This window comes from Sphingorhabdus arenilitoris (genome assembly GCF_042651485.1).
Taxonomy (GTDB): domain Bacteria; phylum Pseudomonadota; class Alphaproteobacteria; order Sphingomonadales; family Sphingomonadaceae; genus Sphingorhabdus_B; species Sphingorhabdus_B arenilitoris.
This window is the reverse complement of the sequence record NZ_JBHSDH010000013.1, coordinates 1,024,838-1,046,486: the sequence shown is the minus strand read 5'-3', so window position 1 is coordinate 1,046,486 and position 21,649 is coordinate 1,024,838. Positions and strand designations below refer to the sequence as shown.

General features: G+C 54.0%; 25 protein-coding genes, 1 tRNA gene and 1 pseudogene. 7 read left to right on the top strand and 20 right to left on the bottom strand.

Translation table 11 applies throughout. The annotated features are described in order from the left end of the window. Window positions 1-5 precede the first annotated feature (5 nt). Entirely contained in the window at window positions 6-1,655 is a 1,650-nt protein-coding gene (locus ACFOWX_RS09155; RefSeq protein ID WP_381423384.1) for a DUF4139 domain-containing protein, read from the top strand. A 133-nt stretch (window positions 1,656-1,788) separates the two neighbouring features. Here ACFOWX_RS09155 and ACFOWX_RS09150 read toward each other — a convergent pair whose 3' ends face one another. The 5 genes from ACFOWX_RS09150 to ACFOWX_RS09130 form a co-directional block, all read right to left on the bottom strand. Next, complete coding sequence (locus tag ACFOWX_RS09150) at window positions 1,789-2,250, bottom strand: CDGSH iron-sulfur domain-containing protein (protein ID WP_381423382.1); 462 nt, start codon at window positions 2,248-2,250, stop codon at window positions 1,789-1,791. A gap of 58 nt (window positions 2,251-2,308) precedes the next feature. Beyond that, on the bottom strand, window positions 2,309-2,968 hold the full coding sequence (locus tag ACFOWX_RS09145) for a ferritin-like domain-containing protein (RefSeq protein ID WP_381423380.1): 660 nt from the start codon (window positions 2,966-2,968) through the stop codon (window positions 2,309-2,311). Beyond that, window positions 2,961-3,692 carry a type 1 glutamine amidotransferase domain-containing protein gene (locus tag ACFOWX_RS09140; protein WP_381423378.1) on the bottom strand — a complete coding sequence of 244 codons (732 nt, stop codon included), beginning with the start codon at window positions 3,690-3,692 and terminating at the stop codon, window positions 2,961-2,963. Before ACFOWX_RS09140 ends, ACFOWX_RS09145 begins: the two co-directional genes overlap by 8 nt. Before the next feature lie 107 nt (window positions 3,693-3,799). Continuing rightward, on the bottom strand, window positions 3,800-4,711 hold the full coding sequence (locus tag ACFOWX_RS09135; RefSeq protein ID WP_381423377.1) for an alpha/beta fold hydrolase: 912 nt from the start codon (window positions 4,709-4,711) through the stop codon (window positions 3,800-3,802). After that, the gene (locus ACFOWX_RS09130; protein WP_381423375.1) at window positions 4,711-5,394 is read right to left on the bottom strand and encodes a YdhR family protein; all 684 of its coding nucleotides are present in this window, start codon (window positions 5,392-5,394) and stop codon (window positions 4,711-4,713) included. The genes ACFOWX_RS09135 and ACFOWX_RS09130 overlap by 1 nt, the downstream gene beginning before the upstream one ends. A 90-nt stretch (window positions 5,395-5,484) precedes the next feature. On the opposite strand from ACFOWX_RS09130, the gene ACFOWX_RS09125 reads away from it, so the two are divergent. Then, entirely contained in the window at window positions 5,485-6,360 is an 876-nt protein-coding gene (locus ACFOWX_RS09125) for a LysR family transcriptional regulator (protein ID WP_381423373.1), read from the top strand. Between the two features lie 250 nt (window positions 6,361-6,610). Then, a pseudogene (locus ACFOWX_RS09120) lies at window positions 6,611-6,826 on the top strand (IS3 family transposase); the annotation flags it as partial. A gap of 86 nt (window positions 6,827-6,912) precedes the next feature. Here the strand turns inward: ACFOWX_RS09120 and ACFOWX_RS09115 are convergent. The 9 genes from ACFOWX_RS09115 to rpsD all read right to left on the bottom strand — a co-directional run bounded on the left by ACFOWX_RS09115 (window position 6,913) and on the right by rpsD (window position 14,327). After that, window positions 6,913-6,988 (bottom strand) — tRNA-Lys (locus ACFOWX_RS09115). Window positions 6,989-7,033: 45 nt separating this feature from the next. Beyond that, window positions 7,034-7,561, bottom strand: a complete 528-nt coding sequence (folK, locus tag ACFOWX_RS09110) for a 2-amino-4-hydroxy-6-hydroxymethyldihydropteridine diphosphokinase (RefSeq protein WP_381423371.1) — start codon at window positions 7,559-7,561, stop codon at window positions 7,034-7,036. 75 nt (window positions 7,562-7,636) lie between these two features. Further along, window positions 7,637-8,176: a L,D-transpeptidase family protein gene (locus tag ACFOWX_RS09105; RefSeq protein ID WP_381423369.1), complete on the bottom strand. Its 540-nt coding sequence runs from the start codon at window positions 8,174-8,176 to the stop codon at window positions 7,637-7,639. A 157-nt stretch (window positions 8,177-8,333) separates the two neighbouring features. Further along, the gene (gene aguB, locus ACFOWX_RS09100) at window positions 8,334-9,200 is read right to left on the bottom strand and encodes an N-carbamoylputrescine amidase (protein WP_381423367.1); all 867 of its coding nucleotides are present in this window, start codon (window positions 9,198-9,200) and stop codon (window positions 8,334-8,336) included. Window positions 9,201-9,364: 164 nt separating this feature from the next. Further along, window positions 9,365-10,231: a class I SAM-dependent methyltransferase gene (locus ACFOWX_RS09095; RefSeq protein ID WP_381423365.1), complete on the bottom strand. Its 867-nt coding sequence runs from the start codon at window positions 10,229-10,231 to the stop codon at window positions 9,365-9,367. Window positions 10,232-10,292: 61 nt separating this feature from the next. After that, a complete protein-coding gene (locus ACFOWX_RS09090) occupies window positions 10,293-11,276 on the bottom strand; it encodes an agmatine deiminase family protein (RefSeq protein WP_381423364.1) in 984 nt (327 codons plus the stop codon). Between the two features lie 22 nt (window positions 11,277-11,298). After that, a complete protein-coding gene (locus tag ACFOWX_RS09085; protein WP_381423362.1) occupies window positions 11,299-12,972 on the bottom strand; it encodes a M28 family metallopeptidase in 1,674 nt (557 codons plus the stop codon). A 115-nt stretch (window positions 12,973-13,087) separates the two neighbouring features. Then, complete coding sequence (locus tag ACFOWX_RS09080; protein WP_381423360.1) at window positions 13,088-13,537, bottom strand: outer membrane protein; 450 nt, start codon at window positions 13,535-13,537, stop codon at window positions 13,088-13,090. A gap of 175 nt (window positions 13,538-13,712) precedes the next feature. Further along, complete coding sequence (gene rpsD / locus ACFOWX_RS09075; protein ID WP_381423358.1) at window positions 13,713-14,327, bottom strand: 30S ribosomal protein S4; 615 nt, start codon at window positions 14,325-14,327, stop codon at window positions 13,713-13,715. 199 nt (window positions 14,328-14,526) lie between these two features. Between rpsD and ACFOWX_RS09070 the strand changes: the two genes are divergently transcribed. Next, window positions 14,527-14,841 carry a chorismate mutase gene (locus ACFOWX_RS09070; protein ID WP_381423356.1) on the top strand — a complete coding sequence of 105 codons (315 nt, stop codon included), beginning with the start codon at window positions 14,527-14,529 and terminating at the stop codon, window positions 14,839-14,841. Here ACFOWX_RS09070 and ACFOWX_RS09065 read toward each other — a convergent pair. From ACFOWX_RS09065 to rpiB, 5 genes are all read right to left on the bottom strand, one after another. Then, window positions 14,838-15,578: an RNA methyltransferase gene (locus ACFOWX_RS09065; RefSeq protein ID WP_381423354.1), complete on the bottom strand. Its 741-nt coding sequence runs from the start codon at window positions 15,576-15,578 to the stop codon at window positions 14,838-14,840. The two genes, ACFOWX_RS09070 and ACFOWX_RS09065, sit on opposite strands and share 4 nt — an antisense overlap. Before the next feature lie 10 nt (window positions 15,579-15,588). After that, window positions 15,589-16,050, bottom strand: a complete 462-nt coding sequence (gene nrdR / locus ACFOWX_RS09060; protein WP_381423352.1) for a transcriptional regulator NrdR — start codon at window positions 16,048-16,050, stop codon at window positions 15,589-15,591. Further along, window positions 16,050-16,403, bottom strand: a complete 354-nt coding sequence (locus ACFOWX_RS09055) for a hypothetical protein (protein ID WP_381423350.1) — start codon at window positions 16,401-16,403, stop codon at window positions 16,050-16,052. The genes nrdR and ACFOWX_RS09055 overlap by 1 nt, the downstream gene beginning before the upstream one ends. 96 nt (window positions 16,404-16,499) lie before the next feature. Then, on the bottom strand, window positions 16,500-17,810 hold the full coding sequence (glyA, locus tag ACFOWX_RS09050; protein WP_381423348.1) for a serine hydroxymethyltransferase: 1,311 nt from the start codon (window positions 17,808-17,810) through the stop codon (window positions 16,500-16,502). A 10-nt stretch (window positions 17,811-17,820) separates the two neighbouring features. Further along, window positions 17,821-18,258 (bottom strand): ribose 5-phosphate isomerase B, encoded by a 438-nt coding sequence (rpiB, locus tag ACFOWX_RS09045; protein WP_381423346.1) that lies wholly within the window; start codon window positions 18,256-18,258, stop codon window positions 17,821-17,823. 164 nt (window positions 18,259-18,422) lie between these two features. Between rpiB and ACFOWX_RS09040 the strand changes: the two genes are divergently transcribed. Next, a complete protein-coding gene (locus ACFOWX_RS09040) occupies window positions 18,423-18,632 on the top strand; it encodes a hypothetical protein (RefSeq protein WP_381423344.1) in 210 nt (69 codons plus the stop codon). Window positions 18,633-18,653: 21 nt separating this feature from the next. On the opposite strand, the gene ACFOWX_RS09035 is transcribed toward ACFOWX_RS09040, so the two are convergent. Next, entirely contained in the window at window positions 18,654-19,310 is a 657-nt protein-coding gene (locus ACFOWX_RS09035; protein WP_381423342.1) for an alpha/beta hydrolase, read from the bottom strand. Window positions 19,311-19,463: 153 nt separating this feature from the next. Between ACFOWX_RS09035 and ACFOWX_RS09030 the strand changes: the two genes are divergently transcribed. Together ACFOWX_RS09030 and ACFOWX_RS09025 are read left to right on the top strand one after the other, a co-directional pair. Next, window positions 19,464-20,510, top strand: a complete 1,047-nt coding sequence (locus ACFOWX_RS09030) for a cysteine desulfurase family protein (protein WP_381423340.1) — start codon at window positions 19,464-19,466, stop codon at window positions 20,508-20,510. Next, entirely contained in the window at window positions 20,507-21,625 is a 1,119-nt protein-coding gene (locus ACFOWX_RS09025) for a cysteine desulfurase family protein (protein ID WP_381423338.1), read from the top strand. The genes ACFOWX_RS09030 and ACFOWX_RS09025 overlap by 4 nt, the downstream gene beginning before the upstream one ends. Window positions 21,626-21,649: the final 24 nt, after the last annotated feature.

Below are 21,649 nucleotides of genomic sequence, written 5' to 3'. Positions count from 1 at the left end.
CCGCAATGCGGTGCCTTATCTTCCTTCTGTGTAGTTTATATGTGGCTTTCGGCAGCGCAGCGGGCCTGAAAGCCCAAACTGTGCCAAGCAAGCATATTGTCGTGGCACCAGAGCCGACGGCGCGGACAGTTACAATCTATCGTTCGGCGCGTACCAGGGAGAATGATTTTCTGGAGTTTGATCCAGAGAATGAAGAGCCCTTAAAAGGCTTTGCGATGATTACCGAAACGCGGACGATCAATTTGCCGCCAGGGCAGGTCACCGTCCGTTTTGAAGGTGTAGCCAGCGGCATTATTCCGCAAAGCGCCATATTGATGAAAGCAGATTCTTGGAAAGAGAAAAATTTCGATAGCCGCTTATTGTCGCAGCGTGGGTTGCTGGACGCCTATACAGGGCAGCTTGTTTCCATCAGGGTTACCGATGACAAAACGGGAGAGATTAGAGAAGAGCAAGCAACAATCCTGTCACAGCCCGACCGGTTAATCCTGAAAACCGGTCGCGGTTATGAGGCGGTGAATTGCAGCGATGGTGTTGGCACCATCCTTTTCCCCGGAGTGCCCGTGGACCTAACCGCCAAGCCGACTTTGTCAATGACCACTCGGCCCGATAACAAGGGCGGCAAGATGACGGTTACGCTTGCTTATTTGGCCAATAATTTTGATTGGCAGGCCGATTATGTGGCCACCTTTTCGCCTGACGGTCAATCGCTGCGCCTCTTTGGCTGGATGACAATAGCCAGCAAGGATAGAACCAGTTTTCCGAAAGTAGAATTGAGTGCGGTCGCTGGAACTACCGCCCGTGCGGAATTGAGCGACCACGACGCAGATGCGTTGGAGCGTGAGAAAGAAAATGATCCTTACAGTAGCGATAATATCGACATTAGCTTTGAATGTTGGCCGCAAGGCACAACGGGCCGCGCGCCCTATCTTGCCAATTTGGCATCGCCCTCCATCGCCGATACCAACGAAATTTTTAACATTCAACGGCGCGGCGATGATGGATACGGCGGGGGGGATGATGAAGTTATTGTTGTCACTGGCACAAGGCGAGTGGAGCGCACAGACCTGGGTGATTTGAAACTCTATACCATTCCTTTTTCAACCGATGTTCTGGCCCAGAGTATGAAGCAGGTCCGCTTTTTGGAACCGCGGCAGTTGAAGGGCGAGACCCTGTTCAAAATTCCGCATTACGGCAATGGCGCTGACAATCCGCAGCTTATATTCCGTTTTGAAAATCGCAGAGCCAATGGCGGCGGCGAATCGCTGCCACAGGGCCAAGTGGGGCTTTTCCAACTTGGTTCGCAAGGACGGCAATTACTGGGACAATCGGTCCTTCAAGACAAATCTATCGGAGAAGATGTTGAAATAAAACTGCCCAGTGGTGACGATTATAAAATCGGCTCTGATACCGATACGATAACCACCGGACATGGTTGGGCTGACAAAGAAATGACTGTTAAAAATAACGGGTCCGACAGCGTCTTGATTGAGGTGGAATTTGAAGTGCGAAATTACAATTATGCTCGCTTTTCTAACTCGGTCTTCAAACGCAAAGGAAAACACATCTGGCGCGTGAAACTGGAACCGAACTCATCGGCTCAGCTGCGCTATCGCCTTACCGACAAGCCCGAAGAGGAGGAGGCAGAAGTTTGGTGAAAAAGCAAATGCCGCCCATTGTGATAATTATGGTTAGCACGCGGTTTGTGAACGCTTCCAACCGGTTCTTCTCGCTTAATCCTGTTTGGAAGATGGCTGGGCGTTTTGCCATAATATTGCGCTCCGTTGACCGCTATTCGCTGACAAAACCGGCGCGCGCGTGCGAACCATCGCAAAACGGTTTATTTTCGGAATGCCCGCAGCGGCACAGGCGGGTTGCTTGAGTACGGGCAACCACGCGGCCTGTTCCGGAACAGATTTCCAGCGGTCCTGTAACCGCCAGCGGGCCGTTGCGTTGCGGGCGAATGTCAAGTGCGCCGCCGCGCGTCTGCAGGGCATCCGTTTTGCCCGTCTCTGGTTCGCCCGTCGCGGCAAAGCCGGCGTCATGGTGGCTGCCGTCGCAATAGGGCTTGTTCTTTGACTGCCCGCACCGGCATAATGTCGCGCGGTATCCGTCCAGTTTACTATCGATTATCAAGGTTGCGCGGATGGCCAGCGGACCGCTCTCGCGGATGTGGCAGGTATTGACTTCGGGCGGCTGCTCGGCCGGGTTGCCATCCTTCCGGTCAATCTGAATGGCGCCGGAAGGGCACATACGCGCAATGCTATCAAGCGTATCGATATCGGTTTAATCCGGATTGAGCCAAGGCCCTTCAACATTCGCCAAAAAAGTACGCGGCGCGCCGGTGAGACAGTGGCGCGCATGGATGCAGCGCTTGCCGTTCGGTTCCACCAACGAAAATGCAATCTTCGCCGTCACGTTCGCATAAGTGAGCAAGCCCTTGGGCGACGGCATGATACAGCTCACCAACGGTTTCATAGTCCTGCCCGCTAGGCATAAGCCGCTGTGCTGAGCCCAGTTCACAGTGATAGGCTAGCGCCGAGGCGAAGCCGTCACCATCCACTTCATCGGAACCTTCGGGCCGTTCGAGATACACAAAATGCTGCAGAGTATCGGCGTTAAACGGCGCAAGATCAACTTGTACACCGGCGGGGTGGTAGCCCGGAGTGATTGGAAAATTGGGCCGTCCGAAATGCGGCGCACCGCCAATGGCGACCATCAGGTTCGAAACGAGCGCCAAATGCGTCATCTCATCCACCGCCACATGAACGATTGACTGGCGCCAGCGTTTGACCGCTTCGGATTGCTCCGCGTTCAGCCCTTCGTCTTCGCCAGTCTTCATGCTGAACGCGGCATAAAGATAGCAGCACATGAGGTTATGCTCAATCTCCGCCGCTTCGGTCAGCGTGTAAAGCAGCTGTTCGCGGGTCTCAATTCGGATAGTCGGGTTAGCCATTTCTTTTTCAGCCACGACCCAAGGCCTCAATGACTTTGCGCGCGGCGGCCGCGCTTGATACCTGCTGCTGCCCGGTAATCAGATTGCCGTCCCGCACAGCAAATTCGGCGAGCAGTCCGCCCGTGATGAAGTTAGTGTCCGCAATCTTGATGGCTTCATCCTCAATCCAGAAAGGCTGTATCTTCATGCCAGCTGCCGTTTCGGCGTAACGCTCTTCGCTGTTGGCAAAGCCAGTCCATGTCCTGCCCGTCACCAACAGATCGCCGTTCGACAATTTGGTTTTGAGCAGAACGCAGGTCCCGTGGCAGACAGCGGAAGTAATCCGGCCCGATTCATAGAAATCGGCAATTATTTTATGCAATGGTTCGTTGTCCACCATCGTCACCATAGGGCCCTGTCCGCCGACAAGGAATATCGCATCGAATGTGCCGAGATCGAGTGAAGATAACTTTGGCGTATCCTTAATCAGCGCGGAGGTCAGAGGTGACTTCTTAAAACCGAGCGAGATGATATCCTGCGCCGCATACCCGCTTTCATGCTCGGGATCGCTCCAGCCATCGGCTTCCACATCACCGCCATCGGGCGAGGCGATGGTCACCTCATATCCGGCATGGGTGAACTCGGCCCAAGCATGGCTAAGCTCTGCCCACCAAAAACCGATGGGCCACTGCGTCACAGGAGATACCGCTGGGTTCGACACAATCATGACGATTTTTTTGGGGGAAGCTTGGACTGACATTTGCAACTCCTCTCTCAGATAATGCAAAAATTAAATATCTAATAAAAATGTGACAGATAAATGACTTGCTATCCGGTTTAAGGGGTGATGCACCGAACATAGCATGATTAACCATCCACGAATGTGCAAATGATAGAAAAAAGCCGCTTTGTATCCTCAAGCTCAGCAAAATGCCCAAGGTCATTGAACGCAACATAAGTAACATTGCTGGAAAAGTTCATTGGACTTTTTGCATTGACGGGCGGATGTGATCGGTCGGCCAAGCCCCATGTGGCGAGGATTGGCTGTTTGGGCGCGGGCAGGGCAACGCTTGGGTCCATATAAACCTGATAGGCGCTGGCGAGCGACCATAAGGCGCCATGATCAAATGATTCCTGCGCGCAGCTGCAAAAATGGTCAATCTTGTCGCGGTTACCAACAGAAAGCCTGTACCAATCCGGCATCCGTTTTGGGGCCAAACGTTTCATAATCCATTGCCCGATTATCGGCCGCGCCAATATGCCTTTGGGGTCGCGTGCCGTTTTCCAACGCGCGAAAGCCTCACCGTCTCCGGTCTGCATAAGGACAAGCTTAGACACCAGTTTTGATCTGCGCACGGCAAGGTCAACGGCCGCCAATCCAGCGACGCAGGAAAACGCCAAAATCGCTCCTTCGCCAGCAACGTCCTTAAGGAACAACGCAAGATCATCGTTGGTCTCCCGAAAGCCAAAAGTATAATCTTTGTCCGCCGCCGAAAATCCCATGGCGGGCAGCTCAACAACGATCAGACGAAATCGCGCGCTGAATATCGCGAGTAACTCATCGTATAATTCCAGCGTCACCGGCGGATCCGCCGTAAACACAATGACGGGTCCTTCGCCTTGCTCTCGGTAACGATATTGCACCAATGGACTCCGGTAGAATTTGATGTCCGGCGAACTTTGCGCAGGCCAGCCATTTTTATATTGGGCCATACGGTTGCGCGCGCCCTTGGTATCAAGGCGAAGACCCAACCGGCTTAAAAAACTCAATCTGCTCATCACTGGCCGCCCGGCTGCGTGATTTGAACAGGGGCATCAAACATTTCGACTGCCGCTGGCTTTCCGTATTTCTGCTTGATGGCCGCGTGCCAATCTGCATTGTAAAATGCATCCGCGCTCGCCCGGTCAGTCCACAGATATATTCCGCCGACCAGCTTTTTATTGGCAATCGTGAAATATTTGAAATCAAGCCCCGGCTGCTTGGCAAAAACCGGCACCGCTTCTGCCATACGCTTATTAATTGTGCTGCGCGGCGCATACCAAGGTGCGGGGACTTTAACGATCGCCACGACAGCATCGCTGCCCGCTTCACCGCCAGAGCCGCCTGCGGTCGTAACCGGCACATCAAACCAGGTCAGTTTTGCGGGCGCCCCATATGTTTTTGCGATCCGTTCAGACCATGCTGCGCTGTAGAATGCATCCGCGCTGGCGCGGTCCGCCCACAGATAGACACCGCCAAAGCTGACCTGCGAACGTACAAAATATTTGCGCAGCAGTCCGGGTACTTTTTCGTAGATGGGTATTGCCTGGCGAAATCCAGTATCCAGCTCGGTATCGCTGAGCCCGTTAGGACGCGGGACTTCCACCAAAACGGCTTGGTATCCAGAATGAGGCGGGGATGTGCACGCGGCCAGACCCAATAGCAAGGAAGCGGGGATCTTTCGCGATAGTCTGTGCGTCATGTAACTCTCCATTATGTGAAGGCATGCTGGCGGTTTTGGACAAATGCCGCTATGTGCATAAATGCAAATTAGATATTCAGGATTGAAAATATGCAGGAGCCAAGCTGGGACGCCATAAGATGCTTTACCGTGATTGCGGACAAAGGATCTTTTACTGACGCAAGCGGGAGCCTTGGATTATCAGTGGCGACATTGGGCCGCCGTATAGACAGCCTGGAAGCGGCAGTTGGTTTCAAGTTACTGCGAAGAGGCCCCAGCGGCACCAGCCTAACCGATCAGGGGCGCTCGATACTGAACTTGGCAAAATCCGGCGCGCTTCATCTTGACCAAATTTCACGGGCTGCGCGGGCCATAAATCTGGGGCTCACGCAAACTCCCGTTCGCATATCCTCAACCGAATCCATGATTGCGGATGTGCTCGCTCCCAATTTGCCCAAGCTTTATCAAGCAGTGCCCGGGATATCGGTCGAGCTGGAAACCTCCAACGAACCAGCAAATCTGAATGCGGGAAATACCGATATTGCAGTGCGCCTCGCCCGACCGCGCGCAGACACACTCATAACCAGACAGCTGCAAACAATTGAGCTGGGTCTCTATACATCTCATGCTTATTTGAACGGGCGTGATCCGGCGGCCTTGCAATTGGGCAATGAATATCTGCTCTGGTATGATTCCGCCTTCGGAGAAATCCCCGAAAACATCTGGCTAAAGGATGCCGGACTGGAGCAGATGGTGCGGCTGCGCGCAGGCAGCGTTCGCGCGCTAACCCACGCAGCAACAAACGGCCTCGGCATTGCGCCGCTTCCCGCATTTCTGGCAAATGCGGCAAAACTTGTTCGTATTCCTTCCGCTCCTTTGCCGGACAGAAAGCCTTTTTTGGTGTTCCACCGCGACACCCGAAACAACAAAATCATGAAGCGCGTCCGCCAATGGATTATCGAATGCTGCGAAGCGACGTTTCAGTAGCGTATTGGGTTTAGGAAAATGCGCAAGCGCAGCGCCTGACCAATAGCGATAACTGGGCCAGATATATTGCTCGTTGCTGGCCGCTGCGCAGCAAGTATCGGACGCGTCTGAAGATTGCTGCACGTCATTCCTACGCCGTCCTATTTCGGTTTGACGCGCATGGAGACTGCAATATTCCGACAACCGGTGAATATATATATTTTGGCTAGATGGTTATCAGCGCCGCTACAGGGGCATGGGATAGCGTCCATCGATGAGCGGCAAGGGTAATTGTTATGATAACGCCTCCGCCGAGACATTCTTCAAAAGTCTGAAAGCGGAGCTGATCTGGCGGTAGAAATGGCCAAAATGGCGACACGCGGAGGCTGCCATCTTCCAGTACATCAAAGGGTTCTACAACACCCGGAGACGCCATTCTTATCTGGGCGGCATCAGCCCGCTCGCATTCGAAGCCAAGGCGGCATAATGAGTTTAGTGACCGGAATGAAACCGTTACAAGTCCAGTCTAACCTAACTGGAGACACCTAAAAATGCTAAAAAATTTTAATATAATGGTGAGCCCTGCTGGGTTCGAACCAGCGACCTACTGATTAAAAGTCAGTTGCTCTACCGACTGAGCTAAGGGCCCCCTAGCGTGCCGAGCATATTCGGAACGCGATCGAGAGCGCTTCCCCTAATTGGCTGCGCTTCGTGGGTCAACCCGCTTTGGACGTTTTATTCGGTGAAAAAGATGTTTTATTTGCAATCCGCCGATGGGATCACGCCAATTTCCGGCAATTTGTGCAGCGGGTTGCAAAACAAAGCAGCGCGATTGCATATGGTGGTGGGGTATATGTAGCGCTGGATTCGCGCCGCTCCAAACTCCGCCAGACCAAAGGATGATATCAATATCGAGGATCCGCGCACGCCATTTCTGACCATATTGCCGTCGTCCAAAATGGGCTTCCAATGATTTGAGCTGGAGCAGCAGCTCTGGCGGGGATAAGGGGCTGATGATAATTGCCGCCGCATTGGCATATTGCCGTTGGGACGGGCCCACCGGTGCGCTGCTGATAATCGAGGAGCAATCAAACAGGCTGATGTCGGCCGTTTCCAGCGCATCAAACGCATGGGCAATGATCCGCCGCGGCCCGCCCATATTTGGGTGTCGTTGGTTGGAGCCAAGGGCGATGAGATATACATATTCTGATGTTGAGGTCACCGCGCAGACTTATGCCAAATTGGGGCATATATAAATGGCTTTGACCCGATAAATTTGCGGGCGGCTGAACCGTTGTTATTTACCGCGATAGGCGTCGGGCATCCAGTTGCGGGTCACGACCACTTTATCGCCAACGCGGACATTGTTGAATAATGTGCGGGCAAATTCCAACGGCACGCCGATGCAGCCATGCGTAGCCGATTCGTCGTCAACATCTGCGCCATGAATGGCAACTCCCTTCCATGTCAGCCGCAGATTATATGGCATGGGCGCGTTATCATAGGTGCTGCTATAGTGATCAGCGTCTTTCTCCAATATCGGGAAGGTGCCTGTTGGCGTTTCATAATTTTCCCAGCCTCGGGTTATGACCGCGCGGCCAATTTCCACGCCGCCGCGATAGACGTAGATTTGTTCCTCTTTTAAATCGACAACGATCTCTGCCCGCGCCCGCGGTGCCCCGCTTTCATCCCAGAAATATTCTCCATAATAAAGCGGAGCATCCAGTTCGGCGACCGTATGGACACGCGGCGTAGCGGCCAGCGACGCCGGTAAACAGACAGCGGACAACAGCAAAAAACACCGCGCGATAGGATTGGAAATAATAGATTTTGTCATGACCTTCATCCTTTCCTTCTGATCGCACGCAGCTTTGCAAAATCATCAGGTAAAAACCAGCGGCCATAGTGGTCCGCCCCAAAGCGAGACAGAGTGTAACATATTATTAACGCTGTTTGCAGAGGGGTTGTTAACGTTGAGGTAAGCAGTCTTGACCCTAATAATCGTTCGTCAGGCGGCTATACAATTCGGGCCTGCGGTCACGGAAAAACCCCATGCTGGCCCGGTGTTTGGCGGCAAGGTCCAAATCAAATGTCGCGGTCAATATACCCGTTTCACGGTCATCCAGATCGCACACCACGTCGCCTTTTTCATTGGCAATGAAGCTGGTTCCATAGAATGTCTGCGCAGGGCCGCCATGTTCATTTTCGCTTCCCGTCCGGTTGGCGGCAATCACTGGCATAGCGTTGCTGACGGCATGGCCGACCATGGCCCGCCGCCACATATCGCGGGTATCCAGATCGGGTTCTTCAGGCTCGGTGCCGATGGCGGTGGGATAAAATAGCAATTCCGCGCCCATCAATGCCATTGCGCGTGCACATTCGGGATACCATTGGTCCCAGCAAATACCGATACCGATACGCGCCCCAAATAGGTCCCAGACTTTAAACCCGCTATTGCCTGGCCGGAAATAATATTTCTCCTCATATCCTGGTCCATCGGGAATATGACTTTTGCGATAAACGCCCATGATGTCCCCCGACGCGTCAATCATCGCCAGTGAGTTATAATAATGCGGCCCATCACGTTCAAAAAAGCTTGTGGGGATTGCGACTTCCAATTGCTTTGCCAACTTGGCCATAGCTTTTACAGATGGATGTTCGGCAGTCGGGCGGGCGAGGGCAAATAACTCCTCATTCTCGCATTTGCAAAAATAGGGTGAGGAAAATAGTTCAGGGGGCAGGATAATCTGCCCGCCATGGGAAGCGGCCTGCGATATCAGATCGCTCACCGCATCAATATTTTCTCTTTCCCCGCCGCTTAACGGTAATTGCAGCGCGGCGACAGTTATGTTACGGGTCATTTGGGCTCCAGTGCGAAATCAACCGAAACAGATACCACGTTGATGTCGGTGCCGACGCTGACCGCGGCGGATACGCCGATCATCTGGCGCAGAACAGGCCGGCAAAAGCAGCGACAGGGCACCGGCCAATGGTAGCGATTTAGCGGCGAATTTGGCAGAGCCCATTAGGGCCGCTTTCGGAACAATAATGTCATGCGATCAGATTCGCCAATCGCTAGATATTTTGCTTCATTTTCCTTATCCGCCCCAAGCACCGGCGGCAAAGTCCACACGCCATCTGGATAATCTTTCGTATCCTTGGGATTGGCGTTCACTTCGGAGCTATCCACCAAATCAAAGCCGTGCATGGTGAACAAGGCCACCACGTCGGACTGGCGCAAATATCCTTTTGACCCATTGGTCCATTCATAACCGGCATCTTCATTCGCACGGTGCTGCACGACCCCGATCATGCCGTCATCGGCGAGCATGGCGCGCAAATTTTTGACCTCGCTATCGGCGCGGTTGCCGTTCATCATACCATGCAGAGAGCGGAATATCAGGATCCGGTCAACGGTGCCTTTGACATCGTCCGGCACTTCGTCGCTTTCAAATGCCATGATTTTGGCGGCATCAACCCCCGCTTCTTTCGCAGCCGTAGCGGGAAATTGTTGTGGCCATGCTTTGGCACGCTGTTCCCGTTCGGGATCGCTAAAAGTCACGCTGCTCGTATCTGTATTAACGCCGATATAACGGCCTTTTTCTTGCACATAAGGGGCAAGAATGCGGGTATACCAACCGCCGCCGGGGGAATATTCCACGACCGTTTGGTCAGGTTTAACTTGGAAAAAAGTCAGCGTTTCTGCCGGATGCCGATATTTGTCACGGGCCATATCATCTTTGCGAATATCCGCATTGATGACGGCAACCAATGCTGCATCAGCGGCGGGCATTGGCGCTTCTGTGCCGGCATGATGGTTGGCAAAAGCCGTTGCGGGCGCGCATAGGGCGATAGCCGATACGGCCAGCGCAGTTTTAAGAATGGTTTTCATCGGGGAATTCTCCTCATCTTCTATAGCCTTTATATGAAGCGCTGCTGCGATAATGCCAAGCCTAAACCAATGGAATTTGCTGGCTGGAACAATGGAAACTGCCACCGCCGGTCAATATCGCATCCGCTGGCAGGCCGATAACGCGTCGTCCGGGGAATAAGGGGGCAAGCGCCGACAATGCGTCATCATCATATTTGCTGCCATACACGGGTACCACCACCACGCGGTTTCCGATGTAGAAATTCATATAGCTCGCGGGAACAATTTCGCCGTCCTGTTCATATTTGCCGACCGACGGGATTAAGCTAACCTGGCATCCAAATTCTTCGGCGCGACGCCTTGCATCGTCGTAAACTGCTTCATTGGGATCATCTGTACCACTTGCCGACGGCATGACCAAATGACCGGGGGCGACAAAGCGGGCGAGGTTGTCGATATGCCCATCTGTATGGTCATTGCCCAATCCATCACCCAGCCATAACAGACGATCTATACCCAAATCTCGCTCAAGCCGGGCTTCAATATCTGTCTTGGTCAAATCTGGATTGCGGTTTGGATTCAGCAAGCAGTCGGTTGTCGTCACTGCCAAACCTTCGCCATCTACATCGATTGATCCGCCCTCTAATATCCAGTCGCACTGAGTAACTTCAAATCCGTGTGCTTTGGCCAATTCTGCGCCGATGCTTTGGTCACCGGGATAATGGTAACGGTCACCCCAACCGTTAAAGCCAAAATTGCGGGCGAGCTGCCGATCCCCATCGGACACGATGATGCAGGCAGTATCGCGCAGCCACACATCGCCGATGCTATATTGTTCAACATGGACGCCGGGCACCGTCATTTCACTGGCAAAAAAAGCCGCTTCGCTGCTGCCTGCGATTAAATAGACAGTTTCGCCAGCGCCGCCATCATGCACGGCATTGGCAAAGGCAGCCATTTGCCGCTGCGCCTCCGCAAGAGGCGGTCCCCAGGCATTTTCATGACTGGGAAATCCGATCCACACCTTTTCATGCGCTGCCCATTCGGCGGGCATACGATATGTCATTATATTCAGCCCTTATCGGCGATTATTTTTCCGCGCGGCTTTTGTCTCTGGTCGCACGGAATTCGTCACCTTCATTCCAATTCGGCCAAGTGTCGGTCATGGCGAGCATCCGGCCGACCTGGTAATAAAGGCGAAGGTCAGCCATCACCCCGGACCAATCCCAATTTGGATTATATTCATCTTTGGGACCATGATACCGGTTTTCAGTATAATCTTTTGCTGCTGCCTCGCCCGCGCTCTTGCCGCCATTGACCAGATCATCGCCCCCTTCGAAATAGACCATGGGCACGCCAAGTTTGGCGAAGCTGAAATGGTCGGAGCGATAGTAAAATCCTTTTTCAGGAGTAGGCTCAGCATCGGGCGTGCGCCCTTCAATTTTGGCCGCCGCTGCGACATAGGCATCCAGCTGCGATTTGCCCTTACCGATAACGGTCAGGTTTTTCGCTAAACCCGTCATTGAAAACGCGTCCATATTTACCCCGCCCGCTGTTTTTGACAGCGGATAGACCGGATTTTCCGCATAATATTTTGACCCCAATAATCCGCTTTCCTCCGCCGTAACGGCCAAGAAGATGACGGACCGGTCAGGCGCGCCCTGCTTTTTAAAAGCTTCGGCTAATGCGACGAGAGCAGCGGTGCCCGTGGCATTGTCAACCGCGCCGTTGCAAATATCGTCGCCATCGGGGGCAGCTGTGCAGCGTCCAAGATGATCCCAATGCGCGGTATATAGCACATATTCGTCGGGCCGCTTTGCCCCCTTCAAAATGCCAATGACATTTTTGCTGTCCTTTTTGGCAAATTCATTTTCGAAGCTGAGTGACGCTTTCATCCCCAAATCAACGGCTTTAAATCCTTTAGTTTTGGCGGCTGCCATTGCCTTGTTCAAATCCTGACCTGCGGCTGAAAATAGTTTTTCTGCTACTGCCTTTTGGATCCAGCCATTCACTTTTGTTTGATCCGCGCCGCCGTTTGCGGTCTGCGCATAAAATTGCGGTCCGGTCCAGCTCGATTCCACCACATTCCAACCATAAGCCGCAGGTGCCTCGTCATGGATGATTAGCGCGGCTGCTGCGCCCTGCCGTGCGGCTTCTTCAAATTTATAGGTCCAGCGTCCATAATAAGTCATGGCGCGGCCCCCAAATTCGCCCTCCAAACTTTCCGTGCCAAAATCCGCATCATTGACCAGGATTATGACAGTTTTACCCTTTACGTCGACGCCTTCATAGTCATTCCAGCCTTTTTCAGGGGCGTTGATGCCATAGCCAACAAAAACGACATCGCTGTCCTTCACATCGATTTTTGGCTGTTCTTGATAGGTGACTGCGACAAAATCTTTGCGCTCAGCAAAGCTCATGCTGGCGCCATCTTTGCCGGTAAAGGTAAGCGGAGAGGTGTTTTTCGCGCTGATTTCAACCAGCGGAACATTTTGAAACCAGCTATCGCCATTGCCGGGTTCCAGTCCGGCACCCTTAAACTTGTCGACAAGGTATGTGATTGTTTTCTCTTCACCCGGAGTTCCAGGAGCGCGGCCTTCAAATTCATCCGACGATAACTTCTCGGTAATTTCCTTCATTGTCGCATCGCTCATCTCGGGTACCGATACTTCGGGTAATGATGAGCTATCGACTTCGCTGTCGACTTTCTTACATGCGCCGAGCGCGAGAGCTGGAATCAGGGCCAAATAGATTAAACGCATTCATACTCTCCAATTTGATATTGGATTGTTTTTGGCAGAGCGCGCGCGGCCTTGCAAGCGCACAAAAAAAAGGCGGCCGTTGCAGGCCGCCTTTTCTTGTTTGCTATAGCGGCGATTAAAACGCGACGCCTACGCCAACACCGGCAAAGTTTACGTCGGTACCGTCAAGCAATACTCGGCGATACTCGACCTTACCGTAAATGCTGTCGGTCAGTTTTTGCTGATAGCCAGCGCCCAAATAGGCTTCTTCAAAACCGTCAGAGAAACCAACGCCGCCCAATGCGTAAAGCTTGCCTTTTTCGCTAACTTTAACACCGCCGCGAACGCCAACGCTCCACAATACTTCTGCGCCGCCGGCCAAAACTTTGTCAGCGCCCAGGTCAACGCCGACGAAAGCAGATTCGCCCAAATCAAAATCATATCCCGCGCCTACACCAGCAAACGCTTCCTCGGCTCCGCCGCCGAACGCGATACCACCGCGAGCTTCAACACGGCCTTCGTTTGCCATCGCGGGAGAGGCGGCAATTGCGGATACTGCACAAGCAGCAATAAGCAGTTTTTTCATTTTATATCCTTCTTGTTTTCCACTGTTCTATGACAGCGACACGCCTCTAAGCCGAAAAAGATTAATCGCAAATTTACATGATGTTCAGAAACTAAAATCCTCTATCTATGTTGCAATTCGGCAACAAAAAAGCGGCCCGAAAGGCCGCTTTTCATGTTCATTATTTGAATGTCTATTAGCGTGAATAAAATTCGACCACCAAATTTGGTTCCATTTTCACAGGGTAGGGTACTTCGTCGAGCGTTGGTACCCGAACAAAAGTAACTTTGTCGTTCCCGTCGGTGACAACATATTCAGGAATATCCCGCTCGGCCAAGCTTTGCGCTTCGATGACGAGAGCCATTTCCTTGGCTTTGCTACCCAGGCTGATTTCGTCATTCACGTCAATTTGACGGCTGGCAATATTACATTTCTGTCCATTCACTCGGATATGGCCGTGGCTTACCAGCTGACGTGCGGCGAAAATCGTGGGCGCGAATTTGGCGCGATAAACCACCATATCCAACCGGCGCTCCAGCAAGCCGATCAAATTCTGGCCCGTATCGCCCTTCATCCGCGATGCTTCAAAATAGGCGCGCTTAAATTGCTTCTCGGTCACATCGCCATAATAGCCTTTCAGCTTCTGCTTGGCGCGCAGCTGAATACCAAAGTCGGAAAGCTTGCCTTTGCGGCGCTGTCCGTGTTGTCCGGGGCCATATTCGCGTTTGTTAACGGGCGATTTTGGACGACCCCAAATATTTTCGCCCATACGGCGGTCGAGTTTATATTTTGATGCTGTACGCTTCGACATAGTCAAAGTTCCTTTTCATTTGCGTTTTTACCATCCCTAGGACCGCACCACCGATGGGTTTCCGGTGCGACTGCCGCTTCACTAGGGGTGCGGAGTCAATTGCGAAGTGACGCCAATGGCCGCTGACTGCATAAAAGTCAACAGAAACTGTGCAACTTCATCTCGACAGATGGGCCGGCAGTTAATAGAGGCTCATGGCATGACCGATAAACAGCCTGTAGCGCCTGAAAATTGCCAGACTATGGCGGATGTCCGCACCGGTGTCGACGCGGTCGACAGGGAACTGATCGCTTTGCTCGCCCGCCGGTTTGGCTATATGGATGCGGCGGCGCGGATCAAGGCGGAAAGGGACGCCGTGCGCGATGAGCCTCGCAAAGCCCAAGTTCTCGCTAATGTCAGACGCGCTGCGGACGATGCAGGCATTTCGGCCGACTTGGCGGCGCAGCTATGGGAAATATTGGTCGAAGATTCTATCGCTTATGAACTCGTCCAATGGGACGGGCTACGGGGTTAATCAGGCGTTCTTGCATCGCCTTTGCCCTTTTTCAGGACGCTCAGCATCCCGCGTACGGTGCGCACTTCACCGCTATTCCATCCCGGTTTTGTTAACAAATTGCGCAAGGTTCCTTGCGTGACCTCGGTCCGGTCGGGCGGGTAAAAATAGCCTTTTTCATTCAGCATGGAAAATAACTGTTCGATCATCCCATCCAATTCCGCTTGCGGAGCGGGGGGCGCGATTTCGGTAGCAGGCGGGCTAACCAGCTGCTGCCGCTTTGACCATTCATAGGCACATAATATCACTGCTTGCGCTAGGTTTAACGAGCCGAAATCGGGGTTTATCGGCACGGTGATGATTTTTCGCGCCATGCCTACTTCGCTGCTATCAAGGCCCGACCGTTCTGCACCGAATAGGATCGCACTTTTCCCCGGCGCTGCGCATATTTCATCAGCTGCTGTCTCTGGCGTAACCACTGGTTTGGTGACGCCGCGTTTGCGAACGGTTGTGGCATAGACATGATGAATATCGGCCACGGCCTCGCCCAGCGTTTCAAAAACTTGCGCGTTGGCCAGCACAATATCTGCGCCGGATGCGGCAGGACCAGCGGATGGATTGGGCCACCCATCACGCGGCGCCACGAGGCGCATTTCGGTCAAACCAAAATTGAGCATAGCGCGCGCCGCCTTGCCGATATTCTCGCCCAGCTGCGGCCGGACCAATATGATGATGGGGGCATGACCGTTTTGCATCATTGCAGACGGCTCATTTATTTGCGGCATCGATGACCGAACCTGCAAAATCCTCAAAATCTTTTGCTTCGGTAAAATCCTTATACACGCTGGCAAAACGGATATAGGCTACGCTGTCTAGCTGTTTCAGGCCATCCATAACCATTTCGCCAATGCGACCGGATGCAATTTCCGTATCGCCCGATGTTTCAACCTGCCGCTGGATACTGGACACCAATTGCTCCAGGCGGTCTTGATCAACCGACCGCTTTCGGCAGGCTAGGCCAATGGAGCGCTCCAGCTTCGCCCGGTCGAATATCTCGCGCCGGTTCTCGCTTTTAACCACCATTATTTCGCGCAGCTGTATGCGTTCGAATGTCGTAAACCTTGCGCCGCAGCTTTCGCATTGCCGCCGCCGCCGCGTAGCCGCTCCGTCTTCAGTCGGGCGGCTGTCCTTAACCTGGCTATTTTCATGGGCGCAAAAAGGGCAGCGCATCAGTCGTCTTTTTTCTTCTCATTCTTTTTATTCAGATGGCGATAGGCAACGATCCCCGCACCAATGGCCGCGCCAGCCGCAATGCTGATCGGGGCGACCAGAGCGGCTGCTGCTCCGATTGTTGCACCGCCCGCCATTTTCTTCGCTGCATCTTTATTGGCCAAATCCTTGCCCGTCCATGCGGCGTCTTTGGCGGCGCCCCATAATTCTTCGGCCGCTTGCCCAACATAATGTTTTGCCTGTTCTGGAAAGCTCTCCGCCGCCCGCTGCTCCGGTGTTTTTTCCCCGCATTCAGGACAAAATTTCGTCCCTTCTTCGTAAACATGGTCACATTTGGTGCAATTTAACGCCATGATGCCGTTCCACTTCAGCTTAAAACAATATCTAACATGCCCCCAATATAGGAGGGTCGCACTGTGTTAGCAAGCTATACCACCTTTTCGAGTGGTTTATAGTTCCGGATAAATCGGGAAACGGTCGCAAAGCGCTTCAACCCGTTTGCGGACATCTGCTTCAACTGCGGGATCGCCGGCTTCGCCTTTGGTGCGAAGTCCTTCCAAAACATCGGCAATCATGTTGCCAATTTCGCGGAACTCGGCAGGGCCAAAGCCGCGCGTGGTGCCAGCCGGTGAACCTACCCGAATGCCGCTGGTTTTGGTGGGGGGCAGCGGGTCATTGGGAATACCATTTTTGTTGCAAGTTATCGCCGCGCGTTCCAGCGCTTCATCGGCATCTTTTCCGGTAACGCCCAGCGGCGTCAGGTCAATCAGCGCCAAATGCGTATCGGTTCCGCCCGACACCAAATTTGCGCCGCGTTCATTCAGCGTCGCGGCCAAAATCTTGGCATTTTCGATGACGGCGGCGGAATAGCTTTTGAATTCAGGGCGCAGCGCTTCGCCAAAAGCCACCGCTTTGGCAGCGATCACATGCATCAACGGCCCGCCTTGCAATCCGGGGAACACGGCACTGTTGAACTTTTTGCCGAGATCTTCGTCATTCGACAGGATCATGCCGCCGCGCGGTCCGCGAAGCGTTTTATGCGTGGTGGTTGTTACCACATGAGCATGGGGCAGGGGCGATGGGTGTAATCCTGCTGCCACCAAACCTGCAAAATGCGCCATATCGACGTGCAGATATGCGCCAACCTTGTCGGCAATCTCACGGAAGCGTTTGAAATCGATAATGCGCGGATAAGCTGAACCGCCTGCGATGATGATGCGTGGTTTATTCTCGATCGCCAGCCGTTCGACTTCATCATAATCAATCAGATGATCGTCAGGACGGACACCATATTGGACGGCATTGAACCATTTGCCGGACATTGCAGGGCGCGCGCCATGGGTCAAATGACCGCCAGCATCAAGGCTCATCCCCAGCACGGTCTCACCCGGCTTTACCAATGCCAGCATCACTGCGCCATTCGCTTGAGCGCCGCTGTGCGGCTGCACATTTGCGTATGCGCAGCCGAATAATTGTTTCGCGCGTTCTATGGCCAATGTTTCAACATCATCCGACGGCGCACAACCTTGGTAATAGCGCTTACCGGGATAGCCCTCTGCATATTTATTGGTGAAAACCGAACCTTGTGCTTCCAAAACGGCTTTTGAAACGATGTTTTCTGACGCGATCAGCTCAATCTGCTTTTTTTCGCGGTTAATCTCTTTGGTCAGCGCGGCTTGCACTGCGGGATCAGCGGCAGCGAGGGTGTCGCTAAAAAAACCGTTTTGGGCTAGATTTTCATTGGAGGAAGCTTGGGACATTTCGATCCTTTCAAATATCAGGATTTGATAATTTATCTACGCGGCGTTGGTGGCGATCTCCGCCAAATTCAGTATTCAAAAATGCGTCGAGGCAGGCTTTCGCCATTTCTATGCCGATAAGGCGCGCACCCATTGCAATCACGTTGGCATCATTATGTTCGCGGGCAAGCGACGCCGAAAGTGGTTCCGATAGCAGAGCGGCCCGGCAAGCGGGATTGCGATTTACGGCGATTGAAATGCCAATACCGGAACCGCACAGAGCCACGCCTTTATCCGCCGAACCGCCCGCAATAGCCTGTGCCAATTTATAGCCATAATCGGGATAATCAACCGAATCGCCGCTATTTGGGCCAAGGTCATCGACCTGATGCCCGGCACCGCGTAAATATTCGGCCAGCGCTGCTTTCATTTCAAGCGCTGCATGGTCGGAGGCAATGGCAATCCGCATAATTGTTCCTCATTCGCTCCGCAGCAAAGCCAGCGGGGTTCAGCCGGTGAATCGGGATAGCGGCGCTTTAGAACAGGGGCCGGAAAAAGGCCATGGCATTGGCAAAAAAAAGGTGGATAAATTCGCGGATTGAAACCGCCCGCGCCGACCGCTAGGAGCAAGGCATGACCAACTTCATTCTGTCATTGGCTACCTTTACCGCAATATTGCTGCTTTACGGCGCATGGCGGGTCAGGCAGCGGGGCGGTCCGGCAAAGCAAAGCTGGTTGATGGTGGCCGCGTCTGCGGTGATATTTATGAATATCGCCATATGGGTCACGCCGGTTGACAATGGCAAATCCCTTGTCAACCAGAGCGAAGAAAATAACCGCTGAAACAGCCGCTATTCTGCCCCGTTATTTAATAGGGCAATCCGGATCGAGCCGCATATCCAAATAGGTATTCACCGAATCCATCAGCATATCCATTTCATTTTCAAAGAAATGATTGGCTCGGGGGATCTCATCATGGTGAATGGTAATATGCTTTTGTGTGCGAAGCTTATCGACCAGCTTCTGCACAGCTTGCGGATTGACGATCTCATCACCTGCACCCTGGATCAAAATCCCCGATGATGGGCAAGGGGCCAGAAAGCTGAAATCATACATATTTGCGGGCGGTGCGATGGAGATAAAACCGCGCACTTCCGGGCGGCGCATCAACAACTGCATCCCGATCCACGCGCCAAAGCTGAAACCTGCGACCCATGTCGTCGATGCTTCGGGATGGAAGCTTTGCACCCAATCAAGGGCAGCAGCAGCATCGGACAACTCGCCAATGCCATTGTCAAATTCGCCTTCGCTGCGGCCGACGCTGCGGAAGTTGAAACGCAGCACGCCAAAGCCGCGGGCCACGAAGGTTTTGTAAAGCTCCTGCGTAATCCGGTCATTCATCGTCCCGCCGGCCTGCGGATGCGGGTGCAAGATCATCGCAATGGGCGCACGGTCGCGCGGCGGCGGAGAAAAACGGGCTTCAAGGCGGCCTTCGGGGCCGGGGATAGCAATTGCTGGCATAATAATGATCAATCTATGTAAAAAGCGCTGCCCCATTTGCATCCGGCGGGATAATGGCTGGATTGGGGCTTTGCAGGATGTATGGGGTCTATATAGAAGTAAGCATCATTTTCGCAACTATGTTCGCATGACAGACGGAGAATAACGCCAAAAATGTCCTCTAAACCGCGCCTTTACCTGGATCATGCCGCAACAACGCCGATGGTTGCAGCAGCGCGAGCGGCGATGGCAGAAGGCATGCAGCGATGGGCCAATCCATCCTCTCCGCATAGCGAGGGTAGGGCTGCCCGCGCTGCTTTGGAACATGCAAGGCAGCGGATAGCGGCAAGTCTAGGCTGGGACGGCGAGGTTATTTTTACCAGCGGGGCGAGCGAGGCAATTGCGATCGCGCTGCGCGGGAAGCATCAGGTTACGGTCTCTGCGGCCGAACATGATGCGGTGCTCAGCGCTGCAAAAGAGGCGCATATCCTACCCGTCGACGCCGGTGGTTTGGTTGATCCTGCGGTGATCACCGGAAAAGGCCTATTCGCTGTTCAGTCGGTGAATAATGAAACCGGCGTCATCCAACCGCTGGCGGCCATTGCGGCGGCGGTCCGGGCGAGCGGCGGGTTGTTCTTTGCCGATTGTTCGCAAAGCGCGGGTAAGCTGCCGCTACCGGATGCCGATATGATTGCCGTTTCCGCGCATAAGCTTGGCGGACCGCCGGGGATTGGCGCGCTGCTGACCCGCAATCTAGGCTGGCTCAGCCCATCGGGCGGGCAGGAGCAGGGATACCGGCGGGGCACAGAGAATTTGCCCGCGATATTGGCCTTTGCCGCGGCTTTGGAGCAGGGCTTTGACTGGATCGAGCGGGCCAGCGAATTGCGCGCTATGCTGGACCTTGCCATTACCGAGGCCGACGGGGTGGTGGTGGCGCGGGATAGTGAGCGGCTGCCGACTATCGCTAGCTATCATATGCCGGGGGTTTCGGCTTCGAGTCAGTTGATTGGCTTTGATATGGAAGGTGCCGCGGTTTCGGCAGGGAGCGCTTGTTCCTCCGGTACGTTGAAAATGAGTCATGTTTTGAGCGCAATGGGATGGAAAGTTAAGGAGGCGAGTGAAGTTATCCGGGTCAGCTTTGGCCCCGATACCAGCGCCGCCGACATCACCCATTTTGCCGAAATCTGGCGCCGCATAGCCAGCCGCGCAGCCGCCGCATGATCTACCTCGACTATCAATCGACAACGCCGATCGCGCCCGAAGCTTTTGCCGCCATGGAGCCATGGCTGACCACCCATTTTGCCAATCCGCACAGCTCACATAAAGCCGGGAGAGCCGCCGCTGCTGCGGTGGAGAGCGCCCGGGCCGACATCGCCGCACTGCTCCCGCCCGGCGGAAAAATCATCTTCACCAGCGGCGCAACCGAAGCCATTAACTTGGCGATAAAGGGCTATATTTCGGCGGCCAGCCGCGCCCCAAATAGCCGCCCTGCCATCGCCTATAGCGCCGCCGAACATGCGGCGATAATCGACAGCGCAGCGGCAATGGCCCCATCGGCGGAAGTTGCCATTTTGGGGGTCAAAGGGGACGGCCATGTCAGCGGGCTGTCCCAAAGCGCCGATATAGGCCCCGGAACGCTGGTCTGCATCATGCAAGTCAACAATGAAATCGGCACGATACAGCGGCTTTCGGGCGCAGACGGCCTGATCGCGCAGGTCCATGAGAGGGGGGGGCACTTTCTGTGCGATGCGGTGCAAAGTTTTGGCCGGATGCCGGTGCCAGCCGAAGCCGATATGATAGCGATCAGCGCGCATAAAATCCACGGCCCAAAGGGCATTGGTGCCTTATGGCTGCGCGATGGCATCCCGCTTTTGCCGCAGCAGCATGGCGGCGGGCAGGAACAAGGCCTGCGTTCCGGCACATTGTCGCCCGCCTTATGCGCCGGATTTGGCGCAGCGGCCCGATTGGCGGCGGCGCAGATGGCGGCGGACAGCGCCCATGTCGCGGCATTATGGGACCGCGCATCCCGCCTGCTGCCCGGTTGGACCGTCAATGGCGACTGCGACGCGCGTTACAAAGGCAATCTCAACATTCGTAAATCGGGACTCTATGCTGCCCGGCTGATTTCCGAATGCCGCGATATATTATTCAGCGCCGGTTCCGCCTGCGCCAGCGGTTCGGGCCGCCCTAGCCATGTGTTGAGCGCCATCGGGCTGACCGATGCGGAGGCCAAATCATCTATCCGGCTCGGTTTCGGGCGTTATACGACGATGGCAGAGATTGAGCAGGCCGCAATGGCGATAAACGCGGCGGCAGATGCACAATTATCGTCTTGAGTTTAACTGACAGCGGCTTAGGAA

Excerpts from the sequence above, each read along its gene's own strand:
- ACFOWX_RS09040 (WP_381423344.1), top strand. The coding sequence starts at position 18,423 with ATGACCAACTTCATTCTGTCATTGGCTACCTTTACCGCAATATTGCTG.
- ACFOWX_RS09130 (WP_381423375.1), bottom strand. The coding sequence starts at position 5,394 with ATGACGCACAGACTATCGCGAAAGATCCCCGCTTCCTTGCTATTGGGT.
- aguB (WP_381423367.1), bottom strand. The coding sequence starts at position 9,200 with ATGACCCGTAACATAACTGTCGCCGCGCTGCAATTACCGTTAAGCGGC.
- glyA (WP_381423348.1), bottom strand. The coding sequence starts at position 17,810 with ATGTCCCAAGCTTCCTCCAATGAAAATCTAGCCCAAAACGGTTTTTTT.
- ACFOWX_RS09030 (WP_381423340.1), top strand. The coding sequence starts at position 19,464 with ATGTCCTCTAAACCGCGCCTTTACCTGGATCATGCCGCAACAACGCCG.
- rpiB (WP_381423346.1), bottom strand. The coding sequence starts at position 18,258 with ATGCGGATTGCCATTGCCTCCGACCATGCAGCGCTTGAAATGAAAGCA.
- ACFOWX_RS09090 (WP_381423364.1), bottom strand. The coding sequence starts at position 11,276 with ATGACATATCGTATGCCCGCCGAATGGGCAGCGCATGAAAAGGTGTGG.
- ACFOWX_RS09150 (WP_381423382.1), bottom strand. The coding sequence starts at position 2,250 with ATGTGCCCTTCCGGCGCCATTCAGATTGACCGGAAGGATGGCAACCCG.
- ACFOWX_RS09055 (WP_381423350.1), bottom strand. The coding sequence starts at position 16,403 with ATGGCGTTAAATTGCACCAAATGTGACCATGTTTACGAAGAAGGGACG.
- ACFOWX_RS09025 (WP_381423338.1), top strand. The coding sequence starts at position 20,507 with ATGATCTACCTCGACTATCAATCGACAACGCCGATCGCGCCCGAAGCT.
- ACFOWX_RS09095 (WP_381423365.1), bottom strand. The coding sequence starts at position 10,231 with ATGAAAACCATTCTTAAAACTGCGCTGGCCGTATCGGCTATCGCCCTA.
- ACFOWX_RS09070 (WP_381423356.1), top strand. The coding sequence starts at position 14,527 with ATGACCGATAAACAGCCTGTAGCGCCTGAAAATTGCCAGACTATGGCG.
- ACFOWX_RS09140 (WP_381423378.1), bottom strand. The coding sequence starts at position 3,692 with ATGTCAGTCCAAGCTTCCCCCAAAAAAATCGTCATGATTGTGTCGAAC.
- nrdR (WP_381423352.1), bottom strand. The coding sequence starts at position 16,050 with ATGCGCTGCCCTTTTTGCGCCCATGAAAATAGCCAGGTTAAGGACAGC.
- ACFOWX_RS09035 (WP_381423342.1), bottom strand. The coding sequence starts at position 19,310 with ATGCCAGCAATTGCTATCCCCGGCCCCGAAGGCCGCCTTGAAGCCCGT.
- ACFOWX_RS09155 (WP_381423384.1), top strand. The coding sequence starts at position 6 with ATGCGGTGCCTTATCTTCCTTCTGTGTAGTTTATATGTGGCTTTCGGC.
- rpsD (WP_381423358.1), bottom strand. The coding sequence starts at position 14,327 with ATGTCGAAGCGTACAGCATCAAAATATAAACTCGACCGCCGTATGGGC.
- ACFOWX_RS09065 (WP_381423354.1), bottom strand. The coding sequence starts at position 15,578 with ATGATGCAAAACGGTCATGCCCCCATCATCATATTGGTCCGGCCGCAG.
- ACFOWX_RS09135 (WP_381423377.1), bottom strand. The coding sequence starts at position 4,711 with ATGAGCAGATTGAGTTTTTTAAGCCGGTTGGGTCTTCGCCTTGATACC.
- ACFOWX_RS09080 (WP_381423360.1), bottom strand. The coding sequence starts at position 13,537 with ATGAAAAAACTGCTTATTGCTGCTTGTGCAGTATCCGCAATTGCCGCC.
- ACFOWX_RS09105 (WP_381423369.1), bottom strand. The coding sequence starts at position 8,176 with ATGACAAAATCTATTATTTCCAATCCTATCGCGCGGTGTTTTTTGCTG.
- ACFOWX_RS09085 (WP_381423362.1), bottom strand. The coding sequence starts at position 12,972 with ATGCGTTTAATCTATTTGGCCCTGATTCCAGCTCTCGCGCTCGGCGCA.
- ACFOWX_RS09125 (WP_381423373.1), top strand. The coding sequence starts at position 5,485 with ATGCAGGAGCCAAGCTGGGACGCCATAAGATGCTTTACCGTGATTGCG.